Source organism: Mesorhizobium cantuariense, from assembly GCF_042647205.1.
Taxonomy (GTDB): domain Bacteria; phylum Pseudomonadota; class Alphaproteobacteria; order Rhizobiales; family Rhizobiaceae; genus Mesorhizobium; species Mesorhizobium cantuariense.
Genome location: NZ_JBHRVD010000001.1, coordinates 5,516,881 through 5,529,662, shown reverse-complemented (window position 1 = coordinate 5,529,662; position 12,782 = coordinate 5,516,881). Strand labels below are relative to the sequence as shown.

The window sequence follows — 12,782 nt, the reverse complement described above, 5'->3', positions numbered from 1 at the left end:
GTCTTTTCCGAAATCGCATTTGACAAAGCCGGACAAACTGTATGAAATCATCCACAGGGACGCAATGAGGCAAAATACGTAACATACGATACAGCGCTCCCCGGGGACGGCAGACTATGGAGAAAGCACGGCCCGCCAGCCTTGCATCGTCTGATACCGTGAGGGTGACGAACCCCGGCGGATCGAGCCCTTTCGTGCTGACCTGCGATCACGCCTCGAACTTCCTGCCCGCCGAATTCGGCACGCTTGGCCTTGCCGCCGAGGACCTGTCCCGCCACATCGCCTGGGATCCAGGCGCACTGCCGGTCGCCCGCCGCATGGCGCAGGCGCTCGATGCGACGCTGGTCGAAACCCGCATTTCTCGCCTCGTCGTCGACTGCAACCGGCCGCTCGATGCGCCCGACCTGGTACCGCCGGTCAGCGAGACAACGGCCATACCGGGCAATACCGGCCTGTCGGAAAAGCAGCGCGCGGCCCGTGTCGCCCTGTCATGGCAGCCGTTTCATGCCGCTATCGAGCATGTTGTCGAAGACAGGCTGGCGCGTGGACAGGCGACCCGCCTGGTTTCGGTGCATTCCTTCACGCCGGTTTACAAGGGCCGCAACCGGCCCTGGCACATCGGCATCATCCATGACGAGGATCGCCGGCTGGCGGCACCGCTGATTTCGGCGCTGAAGCGGCTTGCCGGCATCACCGTCGGCGTCAACGAGCCCTATTCGCCGGCCGACCGCGTCTACTTCACGCTGGAACGGCATGCGCGCTCGCGCGGCTTGCCTTGCGCGATGATCGAAATCCGCAACGACGAAATCGCCGGCGAAACCGGGCAGCGGAAATGGGCGGATCTGCTCACGGGCATTTTTTCGGATCTGGAGCCGGACGACGAGGCCGTACATTCCAGATCCCATTCAGTCGGAAAGTCAGTTCAATCGGCTAGCTAAGAACCAACAGGGGACACCAAAATGGCAGCACCGGGTTATACTGAAGTTGACAAGAAGGAGGACCTCAAGGTTCTCCACGGAATGGGCTATGCCCAGGAACTGTCGCGAAGCATGAGCCGCTTCTCGAATTTCGCGATCTCGTTCTCGATCATCTGCATCCTTTCAGGCGGCATCAATTCCTTCGCGCAGGCGACATCGTCGATCGGTGGCGCGGGTGCGGGCATAGGCTGGATCGTGGGCTGCTGCGTATCGGGCTTCTTCGCCCTTGCCATGGCGCAGATCGCCTCGGCATTTCCGACCGCCGGCGGCCTCTATCATTGGTCGTCGATCCTCGGCAACCGCTTCACCGGCTGGCTGACGGCCTGGCTCAATCTGTTTGGCCTGATCACCGTGCTCGGCGCCATCAACATCGGCACCGCCTTCTTCTTTGTTGGAACGTTCGGAAGCTGGTTTGGCATCACCGGCACGCCGGGCGAAATCGTCGGGTTCGTTGCCTTCATCACCGTGCTGCAGGCGCTGTTCAACCATTTCGGCATCAAACTGACGGCAATGCTCACCGATGCTTCGGGCTTTCTTATCCTGGGCGCAACAGCAGTGCTGATCGTGGCCTGCCTGGTGTTCGCACCGGCAATCGACATCAGCCGGCTGTGGACGTTCACAAACTATTCAGGCGATGCGGGCGGCGGTGTTTTTCCGCAAACCGACTCCATGAGCTACCTGTTCCTGCTCTGCCTGCTTCTGCCGGTGTACACCATCACCGGCTATGACGCCTCGGCCCACACCTCCGAGGAGACCGTCAAGGCAGCACACTCCGTTCCGCGGGCGATCGTTTCGTCGGTGCTGTGGTCGTCGCTGATCGGCTGGGTGATGTTGTGCGCAATCGTTCTGGCGATCCCGGACCTGGCTGCCGGCGCCAAGCAGGGATGGAGCGTATTCTTCTCGACAATGGATGCAATCCTGCCAGTGTGGCTGAAGGAACTGCTTTATTTTGCAATCCTGATCTCGCAATTCCTCTGCGGCCTCGCCACCGTGACCTCGGCTTCGCGCATGCTGTTTGCCTTCTCTCGCGACGGCGGCATGCCTGTTGGCTCTGCGGCTCTCGCCAAGGTCAACCCGACCTGGCGCACGCCGGTCAATGCGATCTGGACGGCCGCGATCCTCGAGATCCTGTATGTGTTCCTTGCCCAGTTTATTTCGATCGGCGGCACCAATATCTACACCATCGTCGTCAATTCGACGCTGGTGTTCCTGTTCCTGTCGTTCACCATCCCGATCGCACTCGGCATGATCACGTTCGGCACGGCCAAGTGGCCTAATCCTGGCCCGTGGAACCTGGGCGCCGGGCTGTTCAAGCTGTTCTGTGCGCTGTCGATTGTCGGCATGGTGATCATCTTCTACATCGCCATCCAGCCGCCGAACGACAAGGTGCTTTACATCACCATAGGCTTCATCGTGCTGACCGCCCTGCTTTGGTTCGGTTTCGAGAACCGCCGCTTCCAGGGTCCGCCGATCGGTGACCAGATTGCCAAGCGCCAGGCCGCGATCAAGGCAGCCGAGGTGGCTATCGGCGAAGCTGGCGCCTGATATCGCCCTTTGTGGCCATGGCCGGCCTCGCGCCGGCCATGGCTGCGTTTTCCCTTTCAATCGACAAGCGCTGGAGTGCCAAAGGAATGGCCGGAAATTTCTCGTTCGATCAGTTGAAGAAAGCGGTCTCCAGCGGTGAGATCGACACCGTGTTGGCCTGCATCGTCGACATGCAGGGCCGGCTGGCGGGAAAACGTTTCCTGGCGCAGTACTTCGTCGATTCCGCGCATGACGAAACGCATGGCTGCAACTATCTGCTGGCCGCCGACATCGATATGGAGCCGGTGCCTGGCTACAAGGCGGCGAGCTGGTCGAAGGGTTATGGCGACTTCGTCATGAAGCCGGATCTGGCGACGCTGCGGCGCATTCCCTGGCTGGAAAAGACGGCACTGGTGATCTGCGACGTGCTCGACCACCACACCCATGACGACCTGCCGCATTCGCCGCGCGCCATCCTGAAGAAGCAGGTCAAGCGGCTGAGCGAGCGCGGCTATATCGGCTATTTCGCTTCCGAACTTGAATTCTATCTGTTCAACGAGACCTACGATTCCGCGCGCAAGAAGCACTGGCAAGGTCTCGACACGGCTTCGCCCTATATCGGCGACTACCAGATCGGCATCACCACCAAGGAAGAAGGCGTCATGCGCCGGCTTCGCAACGAGATGGAAGCGGCCGGCATTCCGATCGAGAATTCCAAGGGCGAGTGGGGTCCAGGCCAGGAAGAGATCAATGTGCGCTATGCCGAGGCGCTCGACATGGCCGATCGCCATGTCATCCTGAAGAACGGCGCCAAGGAAATCGCCGAGTCCGAGGGCAAGGCGATTTCGTTCATGTCCAAGTACAATTACGGGCTCGCCGGCAATTCCAGCCACATCCACAATTCGCTGTGGAGCGCCGACGGCAAGACGCCGCTGTTCTTCGACAAAAAGGCGGACTGGACGCTGTCGACGCTTGGCCAGCAATGGGCCGCCGGCCAGCTCAAATACGCCAAGGAGTTCACCTGGTTCCTGGCGCCCTACATCAACTCCTACAAGCGCTTTCAGGCCGGCACCTTCGCGCCGACCAAGATCATGTGGAGCGAGGACAACCGCACCGCCGGCTTCCGCCTGTGCGGCGAGGGCACCAAGGGCATCCGCATGGAATGCCGCATCGGCGGCGCCGACCTCAACCCGTATCTTGCTTTCGCAGCGCTGATCGCTGCCGGTCTTGCCGGCATCGACGAGAAGCTGGAATTGCAGAAGCCGTTTGTCGGCGATGCTTATCAGGCATCCCGTTTGCCGGAGATCCCGAAGACGCTGCGCGATGCGACCGAGACGCTGGCGAAGTCGAAGATGCTCAAGCAGGCACTCGGCGAGGACGTGCTCGAACACTATATCCACACCGCAAAGTGGGAGCAGTTCGAATACGACCGCCGCATCACGGATTGGGAACTGCACAGAGGTTTCGAGCGGTACTAAGAAACACTAAGCACAGTTGACACACACACAAACACGCACTACGTTGGCGATGTGAGTGCCACCGTAGGAGATTGTTATGAGCAAATACGAACCACTGAATGTGTTTCTGAGGTCTCAAAGCCGCGACCATGTACCTATGACCTTCACGGAAATTGAGCGTGTTCTGAACGACAAATTGCCGCCCTCGAAATTGCATCGGGCGTGGTGGAGCAATAATCCCAGCAACAACGTCATGACAAAGGAATGGCTCGATGCTGGCTATGAGACCGAGTCTGTCGATGTTGGCAGCGAAAAGCTGGTTTTTCGTCGCGTTCGCAAGCAGCCTTCGTCGTCGGTCGGCGCGGGAGGAGGGGCTCCTCGTCGGCATCCGATATTCGGTAGCATGAAAGGCACTCTGACGATCCTTCCAGGTGTTGACTTGACGGAACCGGCTGACCCGGACTGGGGCAAAGTTTATGAGGACTGAGAAGCTCCTTTTGGATACCTGCGCGTTTGTCTGGATGTCGCAGGGCGAGCCAATAGCTGACGCAGCAAACGAGGCGGTGGACAGGGCTTTCGTGTCTGGCGGTGCCCTTTCGGTATCGGTCATGTCTGCTTGGGAATTGGGGATGCTGGTTTCGAAAGGGCGATTACCATCGACCAAGTCTCCCGAGCGCTGGTTTGACGAGTTTATTCAGGTTGCGACACTTGACGTTGAGGACGTGAATCCGAGGATTCTTATCGCAGCGTCCTATTTGCCTGGACGAGTTCACAATGACCCGACAGACAGAATTCTTATCGCAACCGCCCGTGAGCGCGACCTAACCATCGTTACACGTGATCGCGCGATTCTCGCTTACGCCGATCAAGGCCACGTCAAAGCAATCGCCTGCTAAAACCAAAAAACTGGAGACGCCTACTTGGAAACCGTGAAACTCATATCCCCCATCGATGGCTCGATCTATGCGGAGCGGCCGATCGCAACGGACCAGGCGATCAACGCCGCCGTGGAACGCGCCAAGGCGGCGCAGGAGAAGTGGGCGCAGACGCCGATCATCGAGCGTGGCAAGTATATGCTCGCCATGCTCGAAGCGCTGGTAGCCATGACCGACGAGATCGTACCGGAAATCGCCTGGCAGATGGGGCGGCCCGTGCGCTATGGCGGCGAGTTCGGCGGCGTCAAGGAACGCACCAACTATATGGTCGAGATCGCCGAGCAGGCGCTCAAGTCGGTGCCTGCCTCCAACCCGAAGGACGGGTTCCGCCGCTATGTGAAGAAGGACCCGCTCGGCGTGGTCATGGTGATCGCGCCGTGGAACTATCCCTATCTCACCGCCGTCAACACCATCGTGCCGGCGCTGATGGCCGGCAACACCGTGATCCTCAAGCATGCGGCGCAGACGCTGCTGGTCGGCGAGCGCTTTCAGCAAGCCTTCGACAGAGTGGGCCTGCCCAGGGGCGTGTTCCAGAATATCGTGCTCAACCACGCCCAGACCGAAAAACTGCTCGGCTCGGGCAAGATCGACCATGTCAATTTCACCGGTTCGGTCGGCGGCGGCCGTGCCATCGAAAAGGCGGCGGCGGGCACCTTCATGACGCTCGGCCTCGAACTTGGCGGCAAGGATCCGGCTTATGTGCTGCCGGACGCCAAGATGGATCATGCCGTCGCCAATCTGGTTGACGGCGCCTTCTACAATTCCGGCCAGTGCTGCTGCGGCATCGAACGCGTCTACGTGCACGAAAAGGTCTATGACGAATTCGTCGAAGGCTTCATCGCCGAGACGAAGAACTATGTCGCCGGCAACCCGCTCGACCAGGCGACGACGATGGGGCCGATGGCGCAGGCGCGCTTCGCCGACCTGATCCGCGAACAGAAGGCCGAAGCATTGCGCAAGGGCGCGGTGTCGCACGTCAACATGAAGGTGGCTAACGACAAGGCCGGTTCGCCCTATCTGGCGCCGGAAGTGCTGACCAATGTCGACCATCAGATGAGCGTCATGCGCGAGGAAAGCTTTGGCCCGATCGTCGGCATCATGAAGGTGCGCAATGACGAAGAGGCAATCGCGTTGATGAACGACAGTCCGTACGGGCTGACGGCTTCGATCTGGACGCGCGATACCGAGCATGCGGTGGCGATCGGCAACCGCGTCGAGACCGGCACGGTGTTCATGAACCGCTGCGACTACCTCGATCCGGCACTGGTCTGGACCGGTGTCAAGGACACCGGCAAGGGTGCGGGCTTGTCGGCCATCGGCTACGACAATCTGACCAGGCCGAAATCATTCCATCTGCGCGAAGCCATCTGATTTATTGAAAGACAAAAATGTCCAAGCTGATCTCCAAATGGAACTACCCCACCACCGTTCGCTTCGGCGCCGGCCGCATCAAGGAACTGCCTGAGGTGTTGGCGGCTACCGGCATCAAGCGGCCGCTGTTCGTCACCGATCCGGGTCTGGCGAAACTGCCGGTCGTCGCCTCGACCCTAAAGATTCTTGACGACGCCAAGGTTCCCTACGGCGTGTTCTCCGAGGTCAGGCCGAACCCCGTCGAATCCAATCTCACCGCCGGCATCGCCGTGTTCAAGAAGGGCAAGCATGACGGCGTCATCGCCTTCGGCGGCGGCTCGGCGCTCGATCTCGGCAAGCTGATCGCCTTCCAGGCCGGCCAGGTCAGGCCGGTGTGGGACTTCGAGGATGTCGACGACTGGTGGACGCGTGCCAATTCGGATGCCATCGCGCCGATCATTGCCGTGCCGACCACCGCTGGCACCGGATCGGAAGTCGGCCGCGCTGGCGTCATCACCAATGAGGCGACGCACACCAAGAAGGTCATCTTCCATCCGAAACTTCTGCCGGCAATCGTCATCGCCGATCCGGAACTGTCGGTCGGCATGCCCGGCTTCATCACCGCCGGCACCGGCATGGATGCGCTGGCCCACTGCCTCGAAGCCTATTGCGCACCGGGTTATCATCCGATGGCCGACGGCATCGCGGTCGAAGGCGTGAGGCTGGTCTTCGAGAACCTGCCGAAGGCCTATGCCAACGGCAAGGATCTCGTCGCCCGCGCCCATATGATGAGCGCCGCCGCGATGGGCGCCACCGCGTTCCAGAAGGGGCTCGGCGCCATCCACTCGCTGTCGCATCCGGTCGGCGCGCTCTACGATACCCATCACGGCATGACCAATGCGGTGTTCATGCCCTATGTGCTGGCCTTCAACCGTGACCCCATCGAGGAACGTATTGCCCGGCTCGCCGCCTATTGCGGCATCAAGGGCGGTTTCGACGGCTTCGCCAAGGCGATCATCAAGTTGCGCAAGGAATTGAAGGTGCCGCACGCGCTGCCGGGCCTGATCAAGGGGCTCGACATGGACAAGAAGCGCAAGGCGCTGATCGCCGACATGGCGGTGGTCGATCCGACCGCTGGCGGCAACCCGGTCAAGCTGACCAAGAAGGCGGCGTTGACATTGCTGGAAAACGCTATCGCCGGCACGATCTGAGACGTTTTCCGCGCAGGGAATTGATCTGAAACGGGGCTATAAAAACAAGGGGGAGGATGACGGGCAAGGCAGAAACTAGTTAGCCGGAAAAAGAATCGCGAAGCGATTGCTACAGCCGGTTAAAAAGAGTTTACTTTTTCGCACTGCGAGCAGTCGGTTTCACAAAGCTTTCATCTGGCTGTCACATGAAAACGATACCGCATCGCAGGCGTCCAACGGCGTCAGTTCAACGGAGAGAACACATGTTCAAATTCACGGGGAAAGTGCTTTCCCTTTCGGCCGCGGCGCTCTTCGCGTCGACGGTGATTTCGTCCGCGGATTCGATGGACGATCTCGTCAAGGCCGCCAAGGCCGAAGGCCAGCTTACCACCATCGCGCTGCCGCATGACTGGTGCGGTTACGGCGACGTCATCGCAGGCTTCAAGGCGAAGTATCCGGAAATCACCATCAACGAACTCAACCCCGATGCCGGCTCCGGCGACGAGATCGAGGCGATCAAGGCCAACAAGGACAACAAGGGCCCGCAAGCGCCCGACGTCATCGACGTCGGCCTGTCCTTCGGCCCGACCGCCAAGGCCGATGGCCTGATCCAGCCCTACAAGGTGTCGACCTGGGACTCGATCCCCGACAGCGCCAAGGATGCTGAAGGTTTCTGGACCGGCGACTATTACGGTGTGCTTTCCTTCCAGGTGAACAAGGACCTCGTCAAGGAAGCTCCGGCTGACTGGGCCGACCTGCTGAAGCCGGAATTTGCCAACTCGGTAGCCCTTGCCGGTGATCCGCGCGCCTCGAACCAGGCGATCCAGGCGGTTTATGCCGCCGGCCTGTCGTCAGGTGCCGCCGCTGGTGAAGCTGCCGGCACCGCCGGCCTCGACTTCTTCAAGAAGCTCAATGCCGCCGGTAATTTCGTTCCGGTCATCGGCAAGGCCGCGACGCTCGCCCAGGGCCAGACCCCGATCCTCGTCACCTGGGACTACAACGCGCTCGCCGGCCGCGACACGCTGAAGGGCAACCCTCCCGTCGACGTCGTCGTGCCGAAGACCGGTGTCGTCGCCGGCGTCTACGTGCAGGCGATCAGCGCCTATGCGCCGCACCCGAACGCAGCCAAGCTCTGGCTGGAATATCTCTATTCCGACGAAGGCCAGATCGCCTGGCTGAAGGGCTACTGCCACCCGATCCGCTTCAACGATCTTGCCAAGAACAACAAGATCCCGGCGGACGTGCTGGCCAAGCTGCCGCCGGCTGAGTCCTATGCGGCCGCGGTGTTCCCGACGCTCGATGAGCAGGGCAAGGCTAAGGAAGCCATCACCAAGAACTGGGACGCCGTTGTCGGCGCCAACGTCAAGTAACAGTTGAAATCCACCGGGCGGCTTCGCGGCCGCCCGGTTCTTTCTCTCGAAGACGGTAGCCGGCGCATGACCGATCTCTCATTGTCCGATCACGCTGTTGCCGGCAAGACCGCGCCTCCCGCCGAGGCGCGCAGCCTCAGGTTGCCGACGCAATGGCTCGGCGTTGCGCCGTTCTTCATCTTCGCCATCATGTTCCTGATCCTGCCCACGCTCTATCTGATGCTGGGTGCATTCCAGAACGATGCCGGTGAATTCACCTTCGAAAACATCGCAGCGCTGGCGCAACCGTCCATCGTTGCCGCCTACTGGATTTCGATCAAGATCAGTCTTGCTTCATCGCTGATTGGCGCATTCGCGGGCCTGGCGATTGCCATCGCCATCGTGCGCGGTGGCCTGCCGGACTGGATACGTTCGGCGACACTGACGTTTTCCGGCGTGGCCTCCAATTTTGCCGGCGTGCCGCTGGCCTTCGCCTTCCTCGCCACGCTCGGCCGGCTCGGCCTTGCGACGGTGATCCTGAACACCGTGTTCGGCCTTAACATCTACGCGCATGGCTTCAACATCCTGTCATTCTGGGGCCTGACACTGACCTATGTCTATTTCCAGATACCGCTGATGGTGGTGATCATCGTGCCAGCCATCGACGGGCTGAAAAAGGAATGGGGCGAGGCCGCCGCGACGCTGGGCGCGACCATGTCGCAATACTGGCGCATGGTGGTTATTCCGGTGATCTGGCCGAGTTTCCTCGGCACCGTGATCCTGTTGTTCGCCAACGCCTTCGGCGCCATCGCCACCGCCTATGCGCTGACCGGCTCGTCGCTCAACATCGTGCCGATCCTGCTCTATGCCCAGATTCGTGGCGATGTGCTGCACAATGCCCATCTCGGCTATGCCATAGCCTTCGGTATGATCGTCATCACCGGTCTTGCCAATGTCTTCTACATCTGGTTCCGCACCCGTTCCGAGAGGTGGCTCAAATGAAGGCTGGCAGGTTCTGGGCCTGGGTCGTCTTCGGGCTGGGCGCGGCCTATTTCTTCATTCCGCTGATCGCGACGGTGGAGTTTTCCATGCGCATGCGGCGCGGTGTCTATTCTTTTGACGCCTACAAGGTTGTACTGGGCGACGCACGCTTCCAGGCGACGTTCGGCTATTCGGTGCTCGCCGCCGTCTTCACCATCATTCTCGGCGTGCTCATCGTGGTGCCGGCCGCCTACTGGATCCGGCTTCGGCTGCCACAGTTGCGGCCGATCGTCGAGTTCATCACGCTGCTGCCGCTGGTCATCCCGGCCATCGTCATCGTCTTCGGCTACATCAGAATGTACGGGTCGAATTCGCCGCTGCCGTTCCTGGCGACCGATACAGGCACCAATGCCTTGCTGGTCATTGGCTATGCGACACTGGCACTGCCCTATATGTATCGCGCTGTCGACACCGGGCTTCGCACAATCGACGTGCGTACCTTGACGGAAGCGGCACAGATACTTGGCGCTGGTTGGGGGACGATCATCACCCGTGTCATCCTGCCCAACGTGCTGATCGCGGTGCTCTCGGGCGCCTTCCTCACCTTCGCGATCGTCATCGGCGAATTCACCATGGCGAGCCTGCTCAACCGGCCTGCTTTCGGCCCGTATCTGCAGAATATCGGCGCCAACCGCGCCTATGAGCCGGCGGCCCTTGCCATCATCGCCTTCGCCATCACCTGGGGCTGCATGTCGCTGATCCAGATTCTGTCCCGCTTCGCGCCGAGATCGGCGAACCGTCCGAACTGAAAGTCAAAACCATGGCCGATCCGTTCCTTTCCATCCAGCACGTTCGAAAATCCTTCGGTGCCACCACTGTGGTGGAGGATTTCAATCTTGACGTCGAGCGCGGCGAATTCGTCTCGTTCCTCGGACCGTCCGGCTGCGGCAAGACCACCGTGCTGCGCATGGTGGCGGGCTTCGAGGAGCCGAGCGCGGGCACGATCGTCGTCGGCGGCAAGGACATTACGAGGCTGAAGCCCAACCAGCGCAATGTCGGCATGGTGTTTCAGGCTTATGCGCTGTTTCCGAACCTGACCGTGGCGCAGAACATCGGCTTCGGCCTGAAGGTCGCCGGCATGCCCAGGGCGGACATCGATGCCCGCGTCACCGAGATGCTCGGTATCATCAAGCTGCCGCAGATGGCGGATCGCTATCCCTACCAGCTTTCGGGCGGCCAGCAGCAGCGCATCGCGCTGGCCCGCGCCATCGCGCCGAAGCCGAAACTGCTGCTGCTCGACGAGCCGCTGTCGGCGCTCGATGCCAAGGTGCGCGTGTCGCTGCGCGAGGAAATCCGCTCGATTCAGAAGAAGCTCGGCATCACCACCATTTTCGTCACGCACGACCAGGAAGAGGCGCTGTCGATCTCAGACCGCATCGCCGTCATGTATGGCGGCAAGGCCGAACAGGTCGGCACGCCGTTCGAGATCTACAACCGCCCGGCGACCAAGTTCGTCGCCAATTTCGTCGGCACGCTGAACGTGCTCGAAGGCACCGTTACCGATGCCGCTGCGGGCACGGTGCGGGTCAATTCCGAACAGGTCTCGCTGAAGGGCAAGCTCAACGGTTCCAAGTCGGGCGACACGCTGTCGCTGGCGTTGCGACCGGAGGCGATTTCGCTTGGCCGCCAGCCCGGCCGCGACTCCAGCCTTTCGGGAGAAATCTCCGAGGTGCACTTCCTCGGCTCGGTCATCCGGGTTCGCGTCGGCATCGGCAGCAGCATGGTCTCGCTCGACACGTTCAACAGCCCGGCAACGCCGCCTCCGGCTGTCGGCGAAAAGGCCGAGATTTCATTTTCGTCGAGCGACATGCTGGTGCTGCACTAGGTGTTCAGTCCCGGCATTTGATGGATTGGATTTAGGATGAACCGTTCTGGTTCTGAAGTCCATTGTTTGCAGATGAACTCGTAGGGAGTGACGCCCTTCAGCGCCTTGAGCCGTCGCCCGAAATTGTAGGCGTTAATGAAGTCGGCGAGGTGGCGTTGCAGTTGGGCGTGATTGTCATAATAGAAGCGCTTGACGGTCGCTTCCTTGATGGTGCGGTTCATCCTCTCGACCTGGCCGTTCGTCCACGGATGCTTTACTTTGGTCAGGCGGTGCTCGATGCCGTTCTCGTCGCAGACCCGATCGAAGATATGGTGGAAAGCGTATGTGTCACGGGCCCGGTTGGTGAACTGAACGCCGTTGTCGGTGAGCACCGTATGAATGGCATAGGGCACGGCTTCGATCAGATCCCTCAGGAACTGAGCTGCCGCCATCTTGCCAGCTTTTGAATGCAACTGCGCATAGGCGAACTTCGAGGTTCGATCGATGGCGACGAAGAGGTAGAGCTTGCCTTCAACTGTCTGCACCTCGGCGATATCGATGTGGAAGTAGCCGATCGGATAAGACTTGAATTTCTTCCGGGCGGGTTTGTCGCCTTCGACATCGGGCAGCTGGGAGACGCCGTGCCGTTGCAGGCAGCGGTGCAAGGATGACCGCGTCAGATGCGGGATCGTTGGCTGCAGCGCATAGAGGCAGTCATCCAGCGCCAACAGCGTGTGTTTGCGGAAAGCCACGATGATGGCCTCCTGCTCGAGCGACAGCACCGTTGAATGCGGGTCTTTCGGGCCGGTCGGCAGATCAGCGACCGAAGTCCGCTTCTTCCATTTGGCGACGGTCTTCTGGTTGATCCCGTAGCGCTTCGCCAGCGCTCTCAGGCTCTCTTGACTATTTTGTATCGCTCGACGGACCGCCTCTGTCGTTGTGGCGCTGCCGTGTAGAATCTGGCCCATAGTGCCTCCTTCCATTCCAAGGAAAAGATTGCACCATCAAAGCTCGGGATCAAACAACTAGGGCTTGTTGATATTCAGGTGAGGCCGGCCTGCAAAACGGCCGATACCTGCGCTTCCGGTGCTTACCTACCCAAAAGTACGCTTTGCTCCGGTTCTCGGAAGCCACCCAGTTTGGTCGCTTCGCCCG

At 60.5% G+C, this 12,782-nt stretch carries 12 protein-coding genes; 11 read left to right on the top strand and 1 reads right to left on the bottom strand.

From position 1 onward, the window contains the following. Nucleotides 1–116: 116 nt before the first annotated feature. The 11 genes from ACFOJ9_RS26910 (at nt 117) to ACFOJ9_RS26860 (ending at nt 11,648) form a co-directional block, all read left to right on the top strand. Entirely contained in the window at nt 117–938 is an 822-nt protein-coding gene (locus ACFOJ9_RS26910) for an N-formylglutamate amidohydrolase (protein ID WP_378983064.1), read from the top strand. A 21-nt stretch (nt 939–959) separates the two neighbouring features. After that, a complete protein-coding gene (locus ACFOJ9_RS26905; RefSeq protein WP_378983061.1) occupies nt 960–2,522 on the top strand; it encodes an amino acid permease in 1,563 nt (520 codons plus the stop codon). Between the two features lie 86 nt (nt 2,523–2,608). Further along, nucleotides 2,609–3,979, top strand: a complete 1,371-nt coding sequence (locus tag ACFOJ9_RS26900) for a glutamine synthetase family protein (RefSeq protein WP_378983058.1) — start codon at nt 2,609–2,611, stop codon at nt 3,977–3,979. 76 nt (nt 3,980–4,055) lie between these two features. Then, a complete protein-coding gene (locus ACFOJ9_RS26895; protein ID WP_378983056.1) occupies nt 4,056–4,445 on the top strand; it encodes a DUF7662 domain-containing protein in 390 nt (129 codons plus the stop codon). After that, nucleotides 4,435–4,854 carry a type II toxin-antitoxin system VapC family toxin gene (locus ACFOJ9_RS26890; RefSeq protein ID WP_378983053.1) on the top strand — a complete coding sequence of 140 codons (420 nt, stop codon included), beginning with the start codon at nt 4,435–4,437 and terminating at the stop codon, nt 4,852–4,854. Before ACFOJ9_RS26895 ends, ACFOJ9_RS26890 begins: the two co-directional genes overlap by 11 nt. A gap of 24 nt (nt 4,855–4,878) precedes the next feature. Beyond that, nucleotides 4,879–6,264: an aldehyde dehydrogenase family protein gene (locus tag ACFOJ9_RS26885; RefSeq protein WP_378983051.1), complete on the top strand. Its 1,386-nt coding sequence runs from the start codon at nt 4,879–4,881 to the stop codon at nt 6,262–6,264. 17 nt (nt 6,265–6,281) lie between these two features. Then, nucleotides 6,282–7,454, top strand: a complete 1,173-nt coding sequence (locus ACFOJ9_RS26880; RefSeq protein ID WP_378983048.1) for an iron-containing alcohol dehydrogenase — start codon at nt 6,282–6,284, stop codon at nt 7,452–7,454. 242 nt (nt 7,455–7,696) lie between these two features. Continuing rightward, complete coding sequence (locus tag ACFOJ9_RS26875) at nt 7,697–8,803, top strand: ABC transporter substrate-binding protein (protein WP_378983045.1); 1,107 nt, start codon at nt 7,697–7,699, stop codon at nt 8,801–8,803. A 66-nt stretch (nt 8,804–8,869) separates the two neighbouring features. Continuing rightward, entirely contained in the window at nt 8,870–9,784 is a 915-nt protein-coding gene (locus tag ACFOJ9_RS26870) for an ABC transporter permease (RefSeq protein ID WP_378983042.1), read from the top strand. Further along, entirely contained in the window at nt 9,781–10,572 is a 792-nt protein-coding gene (locus ACFOJ9_RS26865; RefSeq protein WP_378983039.1) for an ABC transporter permease, read from the top strand. Before ACFOJ9_RS26870 ends, ACFOJ9_RS26865 begins: the two co-directional genes overlap by 4 nt. Nucleotides 10,573–10,583: 11 nt before the next feature. Next, nucleotides 10,584–11,648 (top strand): ABC transporter ATP-binding protein, encoded by a 1,065-nt coding sequence (locus ACFOJ9_RS26860; protein ID WP_378983035.1) that lies wholly within the window; start codon nt 10,584–10,586, stop codon nt 11,646–11,648. Here the strand turns inward: ACFOJ9_RS26860 and ACFOJ9_RS26855 are convergent. Beyond that, nucleotides 11,645–12,595: an IS481 family transposase gene (locus tag ACFOJ9_RS26855; protein ID WP_378983032.1), complete on the bottom strand. Its 951-nt coding sequence runs from the start codon at nt 12,593–12,595 to the stop codon at nt 11,645–11,647. The two genes, ACFOJ9_RS26860 and ACFOJ9_RS26855, sit on opposite strands and share 4 nt — an antisense overlap. Nucleotides 12,596–12,782: the final 187 nt, after the last annotated feature.